12 protein-coding genes and 1 pseudogene are annotated in these 19370 nt (G+C 62.0%); 6 read left to right on the top strand and 7 right to left on the bottom strand.

Going from position 1 to position 19370, the window contains the following annotated elements:
* Positions 1-103 precede the first annotated feature (103 nt).
* The 3 genes from R3F00_RS07290 to R3F00_RS07280 form a co-directional block, all read right to left on the bottom strand.
* Positions 104-3175, bottom strand: a complete 3072-nt coding sequence (locus R3F00_RS07290; RefSeq protein ID WP_371281101.1) for an efflux RND transporter permease subunit — start codon at positions 3173-3175, stop codon at positions 104-106.
* A 271-nt stretch (positions 3176-3446) separates the two neighbouring features.
* Entirely contained in the window at positions 3447-6773 is a 3327-nt protein-coding gene (locus tag R3F00_RS07285) for an efflux RND transporter permease subunit (RefSeq protein ID WP_371281100.1), read from the bottom strand.
* Positions 6770-7987, bottom strand: a complete 1218-nt coding sequence (locus tag R3F00_RS07280; RefSeq protein WP_371281099.1) for an efflux RND transporter periplasmic adaptor subunit — start codon at positions 7985-7987, stop codon at positions 6770-6772. The genes R3F00_RS07285 and R3F00_RS07280 overlap by 4 nt, the downstream gene beginning before the upstream one ends.
* Positions 7988-8401: 414 nt before the next feature.
* On the opposite strand from R3F00_RS07280, the gene R3F00_RS07275 reads away from it, so the two are divergent.
* The gene (locus R3F00_RS07275; protein WP_371281097.1) at positions 8402-8728 is read left to right on the top strand and encodes a cytochrome c; all 327 of its coding nucleotides are present in this window, start codon (positions 8402-8404) and stop codon (positions 8726-8728) included.
* Entirely contained in the window at positions 8725-9102 is a 378-nt protein-coding gene (locus R3F00_RS07270; protein ID WP_371281096.1) for a cytochrome c, read from the top strand. Before R3F00_RS07275 ends, R3F00_RS07270 begins: the two co-directional genes overlap by 4 nt.
* A gap of 89 nt (positions 9103-9191) precedes the next feature.
* Here the strand turns inward: R3F00_RS07270 and R3F00_RS07265 are convergent, their stop codons facing one another.
* Entirely contained in the window at positions 9192-9785 is a 594-nt protein-coding gene (locus tag R3F00_RS07265) for an NfuA family Fe-S biogenesis protein (RefSeq protein WP_371281095.1), read from the bottom strand.
* Between the two features lie 102 nt (positions 9786-9887).
* Here R3F00_RS07265 and R3F00_RS07260 point away from each other — a divergent pair, with 102 nt between their 5' ends.
* Together R3F00_RS07260 and R3F00_RS07255 are read left to right on the top strand one after the other, a co-directional pair.
* Positions 9888-10232: a 4a-hydroxytetrahydrobiopterin dehydratase gene (locus R3F00_RS07260; protein WP_371281094.1), complete on the top strand. Its 345-nt coding sequence runs from the start codon at positions 9888-9890 to the stop codon at positions 10230-10232.
* Positions 10219-11808, top strand: a complete 1590-nt coding sequence (locus R3F00_RS07255) for a hypothetical protein (RefSeq protein WP_371281093.1) — start codon at positions 10219-10221, stop codon at positions 11806-11808. The genes R3F00_RS07260 and R3F00_RS07255 overlap by 14 nt, the downstream gene beginning before the upstream one ends.
* A gap of 75 nt (positions 11809-11883) precedes the next feature.
* Here the strand turns inward: R3F00_RS07255 and R3F00_RS07250 are convergent, their stop codons facing one another.
* Complete coding sequence (locus R3F00_RS07250) at positions 11884-12876, bottom strand: RluA family pseudouridine synthase (protein ID WP_371281092.1); 993 nt, start codon at positions 12874-12876, stop codon at positions 11884-11886.
* Positions 12877-13271: 395 nt separating this feature from the next.
* Here R3F00_RS07250 and R3F00_RS07245 point away from each other — a divergent pair, with 395 nt between their 5' ends.
* A complete protein-coding gene (locus tag R3F00_RS07245; protein WP_371281091.1) occupies positions 13272-16361 on the top strand; it encodes an Rne/Rng family ribonuclease in 3090 nt (1029 codons plus the stop codon).
* Between the two features lie 136 nt (positions 16362-16497).
* On the opposite strand, the gene R3F00_RS07240 is transcribed toward R3F00_RS07245, so the two are convergent.
* On the bottom strand, positions 16498-17145 hold the full coding sequence (locus R3F00_RS07240; protein ID WP_371281090.1) for a response regulator: 648 nt from the start codon (positions 17143-17145) through the stop codon (positions 16498-16500).
* A gap of 366 nt (positions 17146-17511) precedes the next feature.
* Between R3F00_RS07240 and R3F00_RS07235 the strand changes: the two are divergent.
* A pseudogene (locus R3F00_RS07235) lies at positions 17512-18186 on the top strand (sterol desaturase family protein); the annotation flags it as partial.
* Between the two features lie 96 nt (positions 18187-18282).
* Here the strand turns inward: R3F00_RS07235 and R3F00_RS07230 are convergent.
* Complete coding sequence (locus R3F00_RS07230) at positions 18283-19365, bottom strand: acyltransferase family protein (RefSeq protein ID WP_371281089.1); 1083 nt, start codon at positions 19363-19365, stop codon at positions 18283-18285.
* Between the last annotated feature and the right edge of the window lie 5 nt (positions 19366-19370).

Genomic DNA, 19370 nt, shown 5'->3' with positions numbered 1-19370 from the left:
CTCCGCCAATTCGTGAAACCTGCGCCGCTTCGCGGCGCAAGTGTCAAGCAGCAACGCAGCCTTGAAGGCCTTGGCGACCCGAAGGTCGCCTACCGAACAGAAGTCAGGAGGCCACCGGCCGCCCCCTCAGAATCCGACCCGAACCCCCGTCACGACCCACCTTGCGCACCCACAGCCGCGCATCGTCGAGCAGCGAATAGATAACCGGCAAGGCCAGCAGGGTGACGATGGTCGAGAACATCAGGCCGCCGACGATCGCGCGGGCCATCGGGAAGTATGGAGGACCATCGCCGCCGACCTGCACGCTGCCGATACACAGCGGCACCATCGCCAGAATCGCCGTTCCCATCGTCATCAGCACCGGGCGCAGGCGATCGTTGCTGCCCTGAACCAGGGCCTCCGTTCGGAGTTTCCCCTCGTAGCGCAACTGGTTGATGTGCATGAGCATGACGATGCCGTTGTTCACGACCACGCCCATCAATATCAGTATTCCTATCATGGCCATGAACGAGAAGATCGTTCCGGTCAGCCAGAACATCCAGAACACGCCAAACACCGAGAATATGAACGTGGTCATGATTGCGGCCGGATAGATCAGCGATTCGAACATCGCACACATGACAACGTAGACGAGTACCAGGGCAATGATGATATTGAACATCATGCGCTGGCCGGTCTCATCCGCGCGCCGGAACGATGTGCCGAAGGTCCAGCCGTAGCCTGCCGGCAGGCTTACCGTTTCCATGGCCGTCCTGATCAGCTCGCGTGCCTCGTCGGCAGTAGTTTCACTATCGACATTGGTCTGTATCTGCAGCGAGGTCTGCCGGTTCTCGCGACGGATCGACGAGGCGGCACCCTGGGTCTGGATATCGACCATGGCCAGCAACGGCACCTGGCTTCCATCCGGTGCGCGCAGCTTGTAGTCGGACAGATTGCTGACGCTTTGTGCGTCGGCGTTCTGGAATCGCAGCCAGGTCGGAATCTGGGTATCGCCGCGACGGAAGTCCTTGAGCTGGGCGCCACGTAGCGCGATGGCGACATACTGGGCCACGTCGGCGGCGCTGAAGCCGTAATTGCGCGCGCGCTCGCGATCGATGCGCACGGCCACTTCGCGCTCCTGCGAACTCTCGACCAGTCGCACGTCGTGCAATCCCGGCACCCTGCTCAACACGTTGATGACGGCATCCGACTGCTCACGCAAGGTTTCGGTGGAATCGCCGACCAGGGACAGCTTGATGCCGTCATCATCGCCGCCGCCGTTCTGGTCGAAGCTGACCGAACCGATCGCAAGCTTGGGCAGTCCTTCGCGGATCTCGTCCATGATTTCGGTGGCGCTGCGAATGGCATCGTCATCGTCGGTGAGAAGGATGTTCGTCTGCGCATTGTTGCGCTCATCGAAATAGCTGTAGATCGCTCGAATCTCGAACTTCTTCTTGTTGTCTGTCAGGTATTGCTCGACCTGGCTGATCGACCGTTCGAGCTGGGGCAGCCGATAGTTGCCGTTGAGGTCGTAGCGCAACTGCAATTCGCGCGTATCGCCGGCCGGGAACATGTCGGTCTTCATCTGCGACATCGGCACGAAGCTGAGCAACAGCAGCGCGAGCACACCCAGCATGGTCAGGCCTCGATGGTGAAGCGACCAGGCGACGATTCGACCATAGCGATGCTGCATGCGCGTGACCATGTTCTCCTTGCCGATGAACCTGGGAGGGGGCAGCTTCGCCGCAAGCATCGGAATCAGGCTGACCGCAACCAGCCAGGAGGCGGTGTGCGCGATGGCCATCGACACGGCCACCTGGGTCAGGTAGATGGCGATCGGCGTACGCTCCCCGAACACGTTGGGCAGGAACACGATGATGCTGGTCAGGGTGCCGGCCGTGATCGCTGCGCCAACCACGCGCGTGCCTTCAACCGCGCTGTACCACGGCTTGTCCGGGTAGCGTTCGCGATACTGGTAGATGCTCTCGACGGCGACCACGGCGTTGTCGACGAGCATGCCTACGGCCAGCAGCAGGCCCATCATCGACAGGATGTTGAGGCTGATGCCGAAGAAATACATGCAACCCAGGGTGATCACGAAGCAGATCGGAATGGCCAGAGAGACCATGGCGGTTGCGCGCCAGTCTCGCAGGAAGAAGAACAGGACAAGCACGGAAAGAAGCGTGCCCTCGAGGCCGGCCTTGCCCAGTTCGCGAAGAGAATCGGTGACGCCCTTGGCCTGGTTCTGCAGGAAGTAGAGCTTCAGCCCTTTCATCTCCGGCTCGGTCGAGGCACGAGCGACTTCCTCGAGCACCGCACGTCCGACTTCGACAAGATTCGCGCTGCGCTCGCGACTGATGTCCAGTGCCACGGCCGGCCTCTGGTCCAGTCGTCTCTGGTAGTCCAGCCGAGCCGGACGCAACTGGATGTCGGCAATATCGCCGAGTCTCAAACCGCTTTCGTTGATGACCAGATCACGGACTTCATCAAGCGAGCGCCATTCGCCCTGCGGCTGAACGCGATAGCGCATGCCATCGTCGTGGATCAGTCCTGCAGAGGTCGAGAAATTGGCATTGCGCAGAAGCACAGCCAGATCGTTGAGGCTGATGTTGTGCGCGGTGAGCCGGTCCGACGACAGTTCGATCTGGACTTCCGGCGGGGCCACGCCCTGAATGTCGACCTTGGCCACCCCGGGTATGCGTTCCAGCGGTCGCTTCAGCTTTCGGTCGAGCAACTCGTACGAATTCGAAAGATCGCCATCGCTGGAGATACGCAGCTGCAGGACTGGCTGATCCGATGTCGAGAACTTGAAAACGAAAAAGCGCTGCAGATCTTCCGGAAGCTCGGACCGGATCGCATCGATCTTGTCGCGCGCCTCGACCGCCTTGCTGGCGACACTCTGGCCCCACTTGAATTCGAGAAAGAGTTCGGCGCCATCGGCGCGCGATCTGGAATTCATCGACTGTATGCCAGTAAGCGTCGAGAGCGCTTCCTCGACCGGCCGGGTCAAGGTGCGTTCGATTTCGGCTGGCGTTGAACCGGGATACGGCAAGCTGATGAAAAGGAAGGGCGCCTCGATATCCGGCATGTATTCGAGCGGCAGGCGAAACGCGGCGAGCAAGCCGATCACGGTCATCGAGACGAAGAACATGATGGCCGTCACCGGCCGTTTGAGGCTCAGTTCGGCAAGGGTCATGGTCGGCCTCCGGACATGTCATTCGCGCCATCGACAGGACAATCCGCGTGCCGCAGGCGTGGGAAAGCTCCGCATTCGCAGCGCGCAGTCGCCGTTCTTCCTCGCAACAGCGATCGGGCTTTCGGGAATCCAGCCGACAGCATCGCGGCTGAAGCCGCTCCTGCGGAGTGCGCGGAAATTCGCGAGTGGGCGCAAGCCAACACGAAATGCCGTGAGCTTCGCGAGGCATGCCGCGCGCAGCTCACGGACACACGCGGGCGCTGCGCCGTGCTCACGAGTGCGCCTCGGCCAGACCCGAATCGGCCGGATCCGGCGGTGACTCCGCTTCGATACCCCTGGCCTTGCGTTCGCCGCGCTCGACGTAATAGGAGTCCGGTTTGCGATCGATCAATTCATACACGATCGGAATCACGATCAGGGTCAGCAATGTCGATACGGCCAGGCCGCCGATCACCGTGATGGCCATCGGCGAGCGCACTTCGGATCCCTCACCAAGACCAATCGCCAGTGGCAGGAATCCGAGCAGGGTGGCCAGGGTGGTCATGGCGATCGGGCGCAGGCGCGATTCGGCGGCGAGGATGATCGCTTCGCGCTTGGCGTGGCCTTCTTCACGCAACTGGTTGACCCGGTCGATCAGGACGATCGCGTTCTTGACCACGATGCCGGCAAGCATGATCAATCCTATGAATACGACGACCGATATCGGCGTGCCTGTCAGTTTCAGGGCCAGTACGGCACCGACCAGGGCCAGTGGAATCGAGAACATGATCACGAACGGGTGGACCAGCGATTCGAATTGCGAGGCCATCACCAGGTAGACCAGAAAAATCGCGAGGCCGAAGGCAAACAGCATGGAGCGCGTGGACGCATCCATTTCCTCGCCCTGGCCGCCGATGTGCACCGATACGCCCGCCGCCAAGGGCGTTGTCGCGAGCAGGTTCCTGACTTCCTTGACCGCGCTGCCAAGATCGCCGTGTCGCAATCCGGCCGAAATGATGGCCACGCGTTCCTGGTCGACGCGATGGATTTCGCTGGGCCCCTCGGTCGCGGTGATTTCGGCCACTGCCGACAACCGGATCGGCCGCTCGGTACCGGGATTGACGATCAGGTTGCGAATGTCCTCGACACTGGCGCGGTCGGTTTCGCGAACGCGGGCAAGAACATCGATCTTGCGATCGCGAAAGCTGTAGCGGGTTGCCACTTCGCCGCGGACCTTGCCAACCACCGCATCGGAGACCTGACGCGTGGTCAGGCCGAGCGCGGCGGCACGATCCTGGTCGAAACGGATCTGCACTTCCGGATAGCCATCCTCGACCGTGGACTTGATATCGGTGAAGCGATCGGATTTCTCGAGCAGGCCGCCCAGCTTCTTGCCTGCCGATGTCAACGCGTCGAGGTCATAGCCGCGGATCTCGACTTCCAGCGGCGTGGAAAAACTGAACAGGGACGGCCGGGCGAACTTCACCTCGATATCGGGGCGCGCGCCCAGGCTGGTGCGCAGCGATTCCATCGCCGCGGCCTCTTCCTTGTCGCCGGAACCGGGCTTGAGCGTCACCATGAGCCGGGCAATGTTTTCGCCGGATTCTGTCGGTGTCGCATCGAGCCGCGTTCCGGTACCGGCCACACCGTAGATCGTGGCGATGTTCGGATCTCGCGCATGCTGGCGTTCGATCTGTGCGACCAGCGCATCGGTTTCAGCCAGCGGTGTGCCGGGAGGCAACTTGATCGTCGTTTCGAAACGACCCTGGGCAAGACTCGGGATCAGATCCATGCCAAGTCCGGGGATCAGCGCAAGGCTGCCGGCAAAGGCCAGTGCTGCCGCCGCAAGAACCAGCCACGGGCGATTCATCGCACCAGGCAGCATGCGGTGATAGATGCGGGCCGATCGGTCGTAGGTGCCCACGACACGCCGCCCGATCCAGCGCAGGACCGCGCCAATCGTCCGATCGAAGGCGATCGCCAACAGGCGGACCAGGGCCACGATGGCGCGCGGAAGAATCTGGAAAAGGCCTTCGCCGATTCCATTCAAGCCGCGTTTGAAGAAGCGCAGCACCTTGTTGCGCGGCAGGGGCTTGGCGCCACGTTCGGGCTCATCGGGGTAGGCCAGCGGGCTGCGTCCCTGCAGGGAGGCCATCATCGGGATCAGGGTCATCGCCACGACCAGCGAGATGAGCATGGCGAAGGTGATCGTCAGGGACTGGTCGCGGAACAACTGGCCGGCGACACCTTCCACGAAAACCAGCGGGAAGAATACGGCGACCGTGGTCAGGGTCGATGCCGTGACAGCCATGCTGACTTCGCTGGCGCCCTTGACCGTGGCATCGAGCACCGGCATGCCCTGGTCGCGCAGTCGCGCAATGTTTTCGAGCACGACGATCGAATCATCGACAACCATGCCGGTGGCCAGGGCCAATCCGCCCAGCGACATCACGTTGAGGCTGAGATCGGCCTGGCCCATGAAGAAGAACGTGGCGATCAGGGAAATCGGCAGCGACAGCGAAATGATGAAGGTGCTGCGGGCATGACCGAGGAAGAAGAAGATCATCAGCACCGCAAGCGTGCCGCCGAGCAAGGCGTCGTTGCGCACCTCATCCAGCGAGTGCTGGATGAAGATCGACTGGTCGTCGATGGTGGTCAGCTTGGCTCCGGGTGGCAGGGTCTTTTCCAGACGCTCCAGGGCCTTGTGCACGGCCTGGGCGACGGCCACGGTATTGCCGTCGCCTTCCTTGTAGATGGCAAGCTCAATGGCCTCGTGTGCATCAATGCGGACAATGCCTTCACGTTCCTTGTAGGCCTGGCTGACGACGGCGATGTCCTTGAGCCGGATCGGTACCCCGTTGTCGACCTTGACCAGCATGTCGCGCATCTGGTCGAGATTCGAAAACTGGTTGATCGTGCGCACCAGGTAGCGCTGACTTCCCTCTTCGATCCGGCCAGCGGAGACGTTTACGTTTTCACTGCGCAGCCGCTCGACGATATCGCTGACATTGAGGTTCAGCTGGGCCAACTTCTGCTGATCGAGGGCGACACTGATTTCGTCCTCGAGACCGCCGCCCACCTTCACGGCCGCCACGCCGGCTACGGGTTCAAGGCGTTTCTTGAGTTCATCATCGGCGAAGCGACGCAGCTGCTTGAGTTCGGCTTCGTTGAACCCCCCTTCCGAAGCCGAGCCGCTCAGGCCAAGCCGGATGATGGGATCCGTGGACGGGTTGAACCGCAGCAGGACAGGATTCTTCGCCTCAAGCGGCAAACTCAGAATGTCGAGCTTGTCGCGGGTCTCGAGGCTGGCCTGCTCCATGTCCGTACCCCAGGCGAACTCGAGGATCACGTCGGACTGCCCGGTGCGCGAGACGGAGTGGATCTTGCGCACGTTCTTGACCACACCGAGCGCTTCCTCGACGGGCTGGCTGATCAGGTTCTCGATCTCGATCGGTGCCGCACCCTCGTATTCGGTGCGCACGGTCAGGGTTGGATAGGACAGATCGGGCAACAGGTTGACCTTGAGCCCGGACAGGGCGATCAGCCCGAACAGGACCAGGGTCAGCGTGGTCATGCCGATCGTGACGCGTCGGCGCGTGGCGAATTCGACGATATTCACTGCACGCCCTCCAGCACCTGGATTGCGGTGCCATCGCGTACCGCCGATCGTCCGACCGTGATGACCCGCGCGCCCTCGTCAAGACCGCCGAGGACTTCGACGTACTCGTTGTCGCCATAGCCAATCTTGATGAGTCGACGCTTGGCCACCCATTCGGGAATCGGTGCCTCCTTCGTTTCCGGATCGGACTTGTCGGCGCCGGACTTCTTGTCGTCGTTCGACTTCCCGGCAGACGCCTCGGCGGTCCCCGCGGACTCACCATCCTTCTTTTCGGCAGCAGCCGCCTCGGCTCCTGAAACCACGACGAACACGGCTGTTTCGCCGTCTTCCTCGATCAGCGCCGTCCTCGGAATCGTCAGTACGTCATCGTGCTGGGCAAAAGTGATCTCGAGCCGGCCGAACATGCCGGACTTGAGCTGGCCTGTTTCGTCGTGGAACTCGCACGTCACGCGAAAGGTGCCGGTTGCCGGATCAACCACGGGGCTGATGCGCTGGATGGCGCCTTCAAAAGTCTTGCCGGCAATGGAATCGACGCGCATGCGAACGACCTGTCCGGTGCGCAGGGTATTGAGCTCGCGCTCCGGCACGCTCAATACGGCGAGCAGCGGCTCGAAATTCTCGATCTTGAACAGAGCCTGGTTGACCTGGATATAGTTGCCGACCTTGACCATCCGGCGAGAAATCACGCCGCTGATCGGTGCGACGATATTGGTGTAGGACAGCTCGAGCTGGGCCAGATCGTAAGTGGCGCGCTGCGTTTCCAGGTCATAGCGAATCTTGTCGTTCTGCTCGACGCTGAGCAGCTTGCGCTCGAACATTTCGCTTGAACGCTGATAGTCGTTTTCCAGTTTCTTGAGGGTTGCCTTCGCCTTGGCCAGATTCAGTCTCGGATTTTCATCATCGAGCCTGGCCAGCACCTGACCTTTCTGGACCTGATCGCCCTCCTCCACCAGCAGCTTGAGCAGGACGCCGCTGATCTTGGCCGCCACTTCGGCCTCGCTTTCCGGCTCCAGCGTTGCGGTCCCGGAATAGCTCGCACTGATCGATCGCCGGGAAGCGGCAACTGCCTCGACCGGAACGGAGGTGTCGACCTGTTTTTCCTCGTCGGCCGCGCCATCACCGCCCTTGCAGGCTGCAAGAATCCCGAAGGCAAAGGCCACGATCGCAAGTCGCAGGGCGAATCGCGCACGAAATGAGCAAAAAGTTGAACGCATGGTGCAGCCTCAGTTGACGTAGTGTTATAGTAGACCATAACACTATAGGACTGCAAGGCAGTGTCATCCCCGCAGCGACCAGCAAGATCGCCGGCACATGAATGGATACGTCGAACACCGGATCGGTTTACGAACAGCATGGATTCAGGCCGAAGCAGGCCCCGCGAAAGTTCGACCCACGAATGCGGGGGCAGTGCGCCGGCCCTGGCCAGAGTATGTCGGCAGCGCTCGGGTGTCCTGAGCCGATAGTCACATCATCGGAACCGGTTGCCGGTTTCCCGGGCGCTGCAAGTCCCTGAGCGTGGCTGCGCCGCTGCGCCACAGACACAACCGCTGACCTTCGCGCATCAACTCGCTATACTGCGACGCTTGCATTCGTCCCCCAATGATTCAGCCGGATCCGGAAACTTCGAGATGACCCGAGCGCTGCTGTTCGCCCTTGCCCTGTTTTCAGCCACCCACGTTCTTGCGGACGACACCCAGGGCGATATCGCCGAAGGGCGTCTGAAGACCTACACCTGCTCCGGATGCCACGGTGTCACGGGCTGGAAGAACGCCTATCCGAACTATCACGTGCCGCGCATCGGTGGGCAGAACTACGACTACCTCGTCGCGGCCCTCACCGAGTACAAGAACGGTGGGCGCAAGCATCCGACCATGCAGGCGCAGGGAGAAAGCCTGAGCGACGCCGACATTCGCGACATCGCATCCTTCCTTTCCAGTATCAAGAGTGCAGAGTGAGCCGACTGATGAACCTGATTCCCGATATCAAGACGGTTGTGCAAATCGCCCTGCTTGCTCTGGCCATCCCGGCCGCATCGTCGTTCGCGGCTTCGGCCAATCTGGAAGCCGGCAAGAAGCTGGCCCAGCCATGCCAGGCCTGTCATGGCGCGGATGGCAACGCCACGCAGCCGATCTATCCCAAGCTTGCAGGCCAGTATGCCGACTATCTGGCTCGCGCCCTGACCGAGTACCGCGATGGCAACCGCGTCAATCCGATCATGGCGGCTTTCGTCGAAAAGCTTTCTGACCAGGATATCAAGGACCTTGCCGCCTACTACTCGGCCATGCCCGGTCAGCTCGATGACCTCGACGGGCGAATGAAACCCGAATAGGTCTGGCCCGCCATATTCCGAACCGCACCCAATCCCGGCAAACGCCGGGATTTTTTTCGTCGAAACGTCGAGTTGACTCGCCCTTCCGCTTACCCGGCCTTTCGCTCGTAGTAGGGTTTTTCGCCCTTGTCGTGATCGGTCGCGTCGTGCACACCGGTCACTTCGGGGATCTTTTCACACAGGGTCTTCTCGATGCCGTTGCGGAGAGTCACGTCGACCATTCCGCAACCATGGCATCCTCCGCCGAACTGCAGCACGACGATGCCATCAGCGGTCACTTCGCGCAGACTGACGCGCCCGCCATGCGAGGCAAGCTGGGGATTGATCTCGCTCTCGATCAGGTAGCGAACGCGCTCGACGAGACTTGCATCGCCTGCCGGCGGTGCGCCGCGCAGACCTGGCGCCTTGATCGACAGCTGTCCTCCGGTGGCATCGCGCTCGAAGTCGATGACTGCGCCATCAAGCCAGGGCGCACTCTCGGCGACGACATAGAGAATGAACCCCTCGCACTCGATTTCCCACTCGTTGCCGAGCAGATCAGCCGTTTCGCAAAATTCGAGCTGGCAGTCGCCCCTGGGTGTACCCGGATCGACCGCACGCAAGCGGATTCCGAGACCCGGCAGGTTCTGGGCCTGGATCAGCGTGCGGAAATACTCCGCAGCCGATTCATTCACTTCAATCATGGCGTCACCCTTCCTTGCTAAACAGCACCATTCTAGTCCTTTATTGCCAGTAGCGCAGCCGCACCTATACTGGCGCACCCCAAGTGTCCAACGGAGTTGCACATGAAACCGGATCAACTGGCGACGTCGCATTGCAGTCCGCGCAAAGGCAAGGAACACGCACTCGACGCCGGCAAGGTGCATGAATTCCTTGCCGCCCTGCCTGGATGGACCACCACCAGCGACGGCAGCGGCATCGAAAAGGAGTTTCGATTCGACGACTTCCACCGAACCATGGCGTTCGTCAATGCGGTGGCCTGGGTTGCCCACGTCGAAGACCATCATCCGGATTTCAAGGTCAGCTACCCGAGTTGCTCCCTGCACTATTCGACGCATGACGTGGGCGGGTTGTCGCTGAACGATTTCATCTGCGCAGCCCGCGTGGAAGCCCTGCTTGAGCACCACTGATCGCGGCTGGGCGCCCGTTCCGGCGTGGCGAACCTATACAAGCTGGCTGGCCTTCGCCGTCTGCACCGTGCTCGCGGTTTTCGCGTTGGAGAAGCTGGCGCGAATCCAGCTGATCGGCCATCTCGACCACGCTGCGGGCGACGTCCTCGGTGCGCTTGTGCATTCGGAAACCCCACACAAGTGGTCGGCTCGTATCGAGACGGACATCGTCGCCCGCAGGGCTTTCGGAACAAGCGACTATTCCTTCGACGCAAGCGGATTCCGGGTACGCTCCCAGGGCGAGGACATCGAGATCGGCCTGGTCGTACCGGGCGCGATCGATCTGAGGCGGTACGCCAATCTGAAACTTGAGCTCCGCAGTGACGATGCCGGAAGTCTGGCCGTAGTCGTTCGAAGCTCGCTCGATTCGGAAGCCTGCAGTACAGGCCCGATCGATCTGCTCGCCGGCACTTCAACGGTGTCGGTCAACCTGCGCAGGCTCGAATGGACCTGCGCAGGCACGCCCTCGTCGCCCCCCGATCGCGCAGAGATGCTGCGCCTGCGGCTGCATCTGGAACCGGCATCCACGCTTGCGTTGATCAGTGCCGAGGCGAGAACAAACCTGTCCCTGTCGGCAGAGGCACTCGATCAGCTGCAGCTGCCCTTGCTGCCGACCTTGCAGGACCGACCCGCATTCGAGCGTGCGCTGGATCGTGCCAGCTCGGACACGACCAGCCGGGCCCTGCCTATAATGCAGTTATCTACAAGTGCTCGTGTTGAACAGACCCTGGTCGCACGCGACCTGATCGAGCAGCGCATCGCCGATGCGATCATCGTCGCGAACGGACATTTTCCCGCGGTTGCGGATCTTGCGCGCCAGTGGAAACCTCGAACTGCAGATGCCGAGGCGAAGCGCTGGCCATTCTGGCTGCTTGGCCTGTACGCGATGGTGCTTGTCTGGATCCGCTTGAGGCCCCCGACAGGGCCACGCATGCGTGCCATTGTCGAATTGCTTGGCGTAAGCGCAGTGCCGGTTGCCCTGATCACGGGCGGCGCCATCGGCAACGACATCAGTCAGCCCGTCCTCGGCGCCGGAATCGCAACCCTTGCCTTTGCACTGAGCCTGCTGATCGGAAGTGCACCGGCACGACCCGGCGCACGTACCCTCAAGCGCGGCTGGTGGGTAGCACTGTTCTCGATCGGACTGGCATGTGCCGTGGTCCTGGGCACCAACGGCGGACATCTGCCCGACACGGCTCCGCACGTCTCGCAGGTCCTGCATTACCTGGTCTGGGCCGCCGTTCTGCAATTCATCATTTGCGTGATCGTCGCCGAACGGATCGAACGCATTTTCGGTTCGGCCTTGTGGGCCGCTCTTGGGGCTGCACTGATATTCGCCCTGCTGACCACACCCAACGCCATGCTCATGCAACTGAGTCTTGTGGGCGGACTGATCTGGGTCTGGAACTGGCAACGTCATCGTGCGTTGCTGGCTAACATCCTGGCCCATGCGATCTGCGCGCTGCTGCTGGTTACTTCGATGCCTGCCGACTGGCTGCACTCCGGCGAGGTCAGCGCCCGCTTTTTCATGAACTGACGCCCCGCCCGTTCCGACAGGCCTGCAGCCTGACTTTTGGTTACGGAAAAGAGTCAGCGATCGGGGCCGCTTCGACTACCGAGCAAGCGCTCCCGCGTCGGCGCCAGCCGGTTGCAACGCATCAACGACGCGGCTCAAGTCCGCAGGCAACGGGGCGCTGAAGGCGAAGCTGCGCTCGCCGATCTCGAATTCGAATCGTGCCGCGTGCAGGAACAGCCGCTTCAGGCGGAATTCGCGCATGCGCTGGTTGAAGCCTTTTTCACCGTATTTCTCATCACCCGCCACGGCGTGACCGATGTGCGAGGTGTGCACCCGGATCTGATGGGTACGGCCGGTCTCGATGGCGATTTCGCAAAGAGTCGCCTCTGCGAATCGCTGCAACTGGATCAGGTGCGATACCGAGGGCTTGCCAGCCGGATCGACGCGGACCATGCGTTCACCTCCCTGCAGTACCGACTTGCGCAAGGGTTCGTTGACGGTCATTCGTGGCTTGGGCAGGTGGCCCTGCAGCAAGGCCAGGTAGTGTTTGGTCGCCCGTCCCTCGCGGATGACCGTCTGCAGGGCCGTCAGCGCCGATCGCCGGCGCGAGAACACGAGCACGCCACTGGTATCCCGGTCGAGCCGGTGCACAAGCTCCAGAGTGTCTCTGGGTCGGGCTGCGCGCAGCAGCTCGATCGCACCAAAGCTGATACCGCTGCCGCCGTGACTGGCCACGCCGCTGGGCTTGTCGAGAATGAGGAAATCGCGATCCTCGTGAATGATGGCCTCTTCAATCCTGATCAACTGGCCATCCGCCGGCCGACCCTGATCGCCGCGCTCGGCCACGCGAACGGGAGGTATTCGCACCTCGTCGCCGGCATTCAGGCGCGTGTCCGGCTTGGCCCGGCGACCATTGATGCGGACCTGCCCGGTACGCAGGATCCGATAGATCAGGCTGCGCGGAACCCCCTTCAGGCGGCCGGAAAGGTAGTTGTCAATACGCTGCCCATCGCGATCATCGTCAACTTTGACGAGTTGCACGCCAGCCGAGACGGTGTCTGCAATATTGACCGAAGTGTGTGTCTTCATTGAAAAAATCCGGATCTGACTGATACACTCCGCCCGCGTATCGCGCCGTCATCGGGGCCCCGATTCCGGGAATCTCGAGACATTACATAGGCGCATTCAGTCGTTATGCCTGTCCGAGCCCTGCTGCCTGAACTCAAGTTTGAGGGGCACGCAGGTCTCGAAAGCCCGGACATCGTAACGGTTCGAATCAGAGATTGCTTGCCGCCTTCGAGGAGGCAAAGGGTTTCCGGAGTCGCATGCACCAAATGAGCGCTGGCGCCCGGAAAGCGTCGGCAATTTAACAAACAAGCGCTCCCGCGGCCGGTACTCCGGTCCAAGCGGATCGCGCGGCGCGAAGTCTCCGGACAGCGCGCAACGCGCGGCAGCGGTTCGAGCGCTTGCAAGGAAACAAGACAATGAAGCGTATGTTGATCAACGCAACTCAGCGTGAGGAGTTGCGTGTGGCTATCGTCGATGGCCAGACCCTGTTTGATCTCGATGTCGAGATTCCCTCCCGGGAACAGAAGAAATCGAACATCTATCTCGGCCGCATTACCCGGGTCGAGCCCTCCCTGGAAGCCTGTTTCGTCGAGTACGGCGGCGAACGCCATGGCTTCCTGCCGATGAAGGAAATCTCGAAGCAGTATTTTGCTTCCGGAGTCGACGCCAACAAGGCCGGCATTCGCGAACTGATCAAGGAAGGCCAGACTGTCGTGGTCCAGGTCGACAAGGAAGAGCGCGGCAACAAGGGCGCTGCCCTGACCACCTTCATCAGTCTGGCTGGCCGCTACCTCGTCCTGATGCCGAACAATCCCAAGGCCGGTGGCGTGTCGCGCCGAATCGAAGGCGAGGACAGGCAGAACCTGAAGGATGCGATGGATGAGCTTCAGCTGCCCGATGAAATGGGCCTGATCATCCGCACCGCCGGCATGGGTCGCGACGCAGAAGAGCTGCAGTGGGACCTCGACTACCTGATGCAGCTGTGGAAGGCGATCGCCGAAGCGGCCACGTCGCGTCCCGCACCGTTCCTGATCTACCAGGAATCCAAGCTCATCATTCGTGCCCTGCGCGACTATCTGCGCAATGACATCGGCGAAATCCTGATCGATCACGAGGAGCTGTACAACGACGCCCGCGAGTTCGTGCAGCAGGTCATGCCGAACAACCTGCGCAAGCTCAAGCTTTACCAGGACACGGTGCCCCTGTTCTCCCGTTTCCAGATCGAAACACAGATCGAAAATGCGTTCGAGCGCACTGTGCGACTGCCCGCGGGCGGCTCGATCGTGATCGATCAGACCGAAGCACTGACTGCCATCGACATCAACTCGTCGAAGGCGACCAAGGGCAGCGACATCGAGGACACGGCGTTCAACACCAACCTCGAAGCAGCCGTCGAGATTGCTCGCCAGTTGCGCATACGCGATGCCGGCGGTCTGATTGTGATCGATTTCATCGACATGGACAGCCCGCGCCACCAGCGCGAAGTCGAAGAAAAGCTGAAAGACGCCATGCGCGTCGATCGCGCCCGCGTGCAGATCGGGCGCATCTCGCGCTTCGGTCTGCTGGAGCTGTCACGCCAGCGCCTGCGTCCTTCGTTGGGCGAAGCCACCCAGATCGTGTGCCCGCGCTGCGATGGCCACGGCCGCATCCGTGGTGTCGAGTCGCTGTCGCTGTCGGCACTGCGGCTGGTCGAAGAACATGCCATGAAGGAAAACACCGGACAGGTGCTGGTTCAGGCGCCACCGGATGTCGCCAACTTCCTCGTCAATGAAAAGCGCCGTCAGCTCAGCGAGATCGAGACGCGCCAGGAAGTACAGGTCATCGTGGTCGCCGACGACAAGCTGGAGACACCGCATCTGCACATCGAGCGAATCCGTTCGGCGGACATGAGCGATGATGTGAAACCCAGCTATCAGCGCATCACGCCGGTCGAGCCCACTGCCCTGCCGCAGATGGCCACGGCCGCTGAAGAGCCGGAACAGCCTGCCGTCAGTCGTGTCGTACCGGCCAGCCCCGCTCCTGAAAGAACCGAGCTCGCGGCAACCCATAAGTCGTCGCAAGCTCCATCGGCGTCGGCTGCTCCAACAGGCGGTTTTTTCGCCTGGCTCAAGAGTCTGTTTTCGAGCTCCACCGAAAGCGAAACCACGCAGACCGAGGCACGCAAGGCCACGAACCAGGGTCGACGCGAGCAGCGTGACGGCCGATCTGGCGCGCAGCGCACGCCGCAAGGGCGCGGTGCGCGTAGCGAATCGGGTCGCCGCGAGGGAGGCCGCGGCGAATCCCGCGACGGACGCAAGACCCAGGGTCAAAAGCCCCAGCGCCAGGACCAGGCGCCACGACCACAACGTGAAGACCGCAAGCAGCAGGGCGGCGCGCAGGCGCAGGGCCGTGGACGCGGCAGGCAGTCTGCCAGGGCCGAAAACGCTGCCGCAGTCGAAGGCGAACAGGCGGTTGAGGAGAAGAAACTGCAAGCAGGCGTCGTCGCGACTGAAGGTGGCGCGACCGAAAACGCCCAGACGACAACCGAGACATCCTCGTCCAGCAGCAAGCGTCGCCGCGGACGCCGTGGTGGTCGCCGTCGCCGCAAGGGAGAAAACGATGCCGAGAGCACCTCAGCGACAGGACTCGAGGCAGCGGCCGTCGTACACGATGAATTCGATGATGAAGACGCTGATCACAAGCGGCCTCGCTCCGGTCGCAGACCGGCTGGCGCACGGACAGGCGCTGCCGCCTCGGCAGAGTCCGCTGAATCCCGTGCAGGAGACAAGCCGGCACAGGCGAACGTGACGACCGCCACCGGAACGACTGCAGATCACCAGGCCGACCGTACTCCGTCCCACACGTCGGCTCCGGCTCAGACTTCGACTCCGGCTCAGACGTCGACTCCGGCCCAGACCTCGGCTCCGGCTCAGACTTCGACTCCGGCTCAGACTTCGACTCCGGCTCAGACTTCGACTCCGGCTCAGACTTCGACTCCGGCTCAGACTTCGACTCCGGCTCAGACTTCGACTCCGGCTCAGACTTCGGCTCCGGCACAGACCTCGGCTCCGGCTCAGACGTCGGCTCCGGCTCAGACGTCGGCTCCGGCTCAGACGTCGGCTCCGGCTCAGACGTCGGCTCCGGCTCAGACGTCGGCTCCGGCTCAGACGTCGGCTCCGGCTCAGACGTCGGCTCCGGCGCAGACTTCGGCTCCGGCCCAGACCTCGGCTCCGGCCCAGACCTCGGCTCCGGCCCAGACCTCGGCTCCGGCCCGGACTTCGGCGCCAGCCCAGGCTTCGAGCACTTCCCGGGCAGAGCCGGCCCAGGACTTGTTCACGGTACCTGCACGCAATGCCGGAACGCGATCCGAGCTGCCCGTTACGGCACCTTCTCCCATACTTGCCATGCAACCGCAGGTGGCGGCTGAGGTGGCGAAGACCTTTGCAGAGAAACCGGAGACGGCACCGGCCAGGCCCGACCGGGATACGTCTCGGGCAGGCAAGCCGGAACCCACCAGCGAGTCCTGAAATACTTGCCGTAATGACCCTGCGCACCTGGAGGTGCGCAGGGTATTGCGAATGCTCACGCCGGTTTGCATCCGCCCCGAACGCTCGCGGCGCGTGCGACAAGGCGATCAGGGTAGAAGAGCAGCGCTGCCCGTGATCAGCGCGTGCCGCTCGCGTCCATCAATCCGTGCAACCCGGCCATGTGTGCGAGGGTGACCGAATTGTCGATCGCGAGTTTCTCGAACAACCGGTATTTGTAGGTCGCAACGGTCTTGGCGCTGAGACTGAGCTTTTCCGCGATCAACTGCATCGGCTGGCCTCGCGCGAGCAACAGGGCCACTTCAAGTTCGCGGGCGGAGAGACTCTCGAAGGGTGATTGCTCCGAGCCATCGATGGCATCCAGCGCCATGGCTTCGGCGACGCCCGGAGCGAGGTAGCGCCGGCCGCCGGCGACCTGCCGCACGGCCTTGAGCAGTTCGTCCGCCGTGCAGGACTTGGTGATGTAGCCGCTGGCCCCTGCTTCGAGCAGGCGGCGTGGAACCGGAGACTCGCTGACCATGGTCACGATGACGACGCGGGTCTTCAGTTTGAGCTTGCGCACCCGTTCCGTGACTTCGATCCCGCTGACGCCAGGCATGTGAACGTCGACTAGGGCCAGGTCGGGTTTCAACTGTCTCAGCAGTGCCAGGCCCTGCTCGCCATCCGGAGCCTCACCGACCACATCGATATCCGGCTGCTGCTCCAGGATCATGCGAAATCCCGTGCGCACGAGCTCATGGTCATCAATGATGACGATTCGAAACATTCCACTATCCCCTGTGCTACACAATAGCAAGTCTGTCCGTTTCGGCTCGTTCAGACAAGCCTCGCACCCATGCATTCTGCCAAGCGGGTCGCGAAATCGACGTCACGTCGCTGAGGGTGTCGAGCGCCGCGTACAGATTGCCGGGTGGCTGGAAACACGGCGCGGATTTGCCTGCATCATCGGCTTGCACGGTTCGTCGCGATACAATGGGCGCCGAGTTCTTCGACCATGTGTCCGTTTCGGGGAGTGGCTCCCGCACGGCAAAGAGCGCCATCGGCAGGACTGAACCTGCGCCCCTTTCAAGACAGCTGGCCCGCCACCATGTATCAGCCCGGATCCGTCCATATCCCTGGATACAACTGACAGATGCAATCGTTGAGTGAATTGTCCGCCCGATTCCTTGGAGACGCCAAGCTGGTGATCGTGATCCTGCTTGTCGGCCTGCTTGTCGAGAGATTGCGCCCTGCGCAACGCGCCCAGCCATTCGGCAATATCGCATTCAATATCGGCTATATCTTCTTCGTGATCATCCTCAACCTGCTCCTGCTGGCTCCGCTGATGGCACTGATGCAGCCGATCGTGCAGAAGCACGGCCTGCACATTCCCATCCACTTCCCCGATGGCGTCGGCTGGCAAATCCTTCAGGCGCTGGTGTTCTTCCTTGTCTATGATTTTTTCTACTACTGGTTTCACCGCGCCCAGCACACGCTGTCGGCGGCCTGGCCGCTGCACAAACTGCACCATTCGGACGAGTCAGTAAACGTGACGACGACCTTGCGCCACCACTGGCTGGAGGAACCGCTGCGGATCTGGCTGATCCTTCTGCCGATCGGCTTGCTGTTCGACCAGAAGCCGGTCACGGTCGCCTGGATAGCCACAGGCATGATCCTGTTCGGGTATTTCGTCCACCTCAACCTGCGCCTGCCGCTGGGCCCGCTGACACCCGTGATTGCCGGCCCGCAATGGCATCGGCTGCACCACTCCATCGAGCCTCAGCACACGGACAGGAATTTCGCGGCGTTCTTTCCCATCTATGACGTCGTATTTGGCACCTACAGCAAACCCGGCCGCGACGAATACCCGGCCACCGGTCTGCACTCCCGGGAGAACCTCAACAGCCCCGGTGCGGCAGTATTCTCACCGTTCCGCGACTGGGCCGGGATGCTTCGCCGCAAGCGGAAGGCAGCGGTCACGCAAGGCGAGCCACGGGCGATCGATGAGTCGGCAAACCAGCAGGGCCAGGCCGACGGCGAGCAGCACATAGGATGACAACATCAGAATGCCGTCCGCCGTTGAAGCCGGGCTGAGCGGCATGCCGTAGGCGGCACCCACGCGCAACGCGGTCATGTGCGTGAGCAGGCCAGCGAACGCACTCGCCGCCAGGCCTTGCGCAATCACGGCAATCGAGGCGTGCAGTCGTGCCGAGCATGCCCACGGCAGCATCAGCGCCCAGCCGAGATCGCACACCGGCAACAGGTAGACGCGCGCCGACATGGAAGCATTCAGCGGAATGGTCAGATGCATCCATACGCTCAGGCCCAGCAGGGCTAGGCCGGCGATCGCGAGCGACCCGCGCCAGCGCATGAGCAAGGCATAACGGCCAATCCACAGCCACGCAACCAGCAGTCCATAAAACGGCAGGTCCAGCCTTGAAATCAGGATCTTGCGCACGCCCAGATCGAACACCGGATCACCTTGCCAGACAAGCAGGACACGCAGTCCGTGCGCAGCCAGCAAGAGCGCCGCAATGACCAGCAGACCCGGCATGAGTTTCCGCCCGTGCAAGGCTGTGGCGATGACGGGGACGATCAGCATGATCATCGCTGCGGCAGCCACGATCCAGGCTTCGCCGAAAAATTCCGGATGCGGCCAGGCAAGGTTCTGGGCAAAGCCCAGGTATCTGATCCAGTCAGGCAGGCGATCACCGGCAGGAATCAGGGCCAGATTGACCACCAGCAGCACCGCGTAAAGCGGCCATAGCCGGAACAGCGCACGCAACCAGTTGCGCCAGACCGACTCCGCATGGATGGCCGCGAATCCACGCCGGGCGAGGAGGAAACCGGTACTGACCAGGAACAATTCGACGCCGAGGTGGCCGAGCATGAGCCAGAACGTATCGGGGATCCGCAACGGCGAAAGCCAGAAACCGGCGTGACAGACGATCAGGGCCAGGCCCGCGAACAGTCGCAGCAAGTCCAGACCGGGCATGCGCTCTGTCATGAGGA

Source organism: Dokdonella sp. (assembly GCF_041395345.1).
Taxonomy (GTDB): Bacteria; Pseudomonadota; Gammaproteobacteria; order Xanthomonadales; family Rhodanobacteraceae; genus Dokdonella.
This window is presented reverse-complemented; position numbering and strand designations above follow the sequence as displayed.

Bases quoted from the DNA above. Each gene is read 5' to 3' on its own strand.
- R3F00_RS07290 (WP_371281101.1), bottom strand. From the start codon at position 3,175: ATGACCCTTGCCGAACTGAGCCTCAAACGGCCGGTGACGGCCATCATG.
- R3F00_RS07280 (WP_371281099.1), bottom strand. From the start codon at position 7,987: ATGCGTTCAACTTTTTGCTCATTTCGTGCGCGATTCGCCCTGCGACTT.
- R3F00_RS07275 (WP_371281097.1), top strand. From the start codon at position 8,402: ATGACCCGAGCGCTGCTGTTCGCCCTTGCCCTGTTTTCAGCCACCCAC.
- R3F00_RS07265 (WP_371281095.1), bottom strand. From the start codon at position 9,785: ATGATTGAAGTGAATGAATCGGCTGCGGAGTATTTCCGCACGCTGATC.
- R3F00_RS07260 (WP_371281094.1), top strand. From the start codon at position 9,888: ATGAAACCGGATCAACTGGCGACGTCGCATTGCAGTCCGCGCAAAGGC.
- R3F00_RS07250 (WP_371281092.1), bottom strand. From the start codon at position 12,876: ATGAAGACACACACTTCGGTCAATATTGCAGACACCGTCTCGGCTGGC.
- R3F00_RS07245 (WP_371281091.1), top strand. From the start codon at position 13,272: ATGAAGCGTATGTTGATCAACGCAACTCAGCGTGAGGAGTTGCGTGTG.
- R3F00_RS07240 (WP_371281090.1), bottom strand. From the start codon at position 17,145: ATGTTTCGAATCGTCATCATTGATGACCATGAGCTCGTGCGCACGGGA.
- R3F00_RS07230 (WP_371281089.1), bottom strand. From the start codon at position 19,365: ATGACAGAGCGCATGCCCGGTCTGGACTTGCTGCGACTGTTCGCGGGC.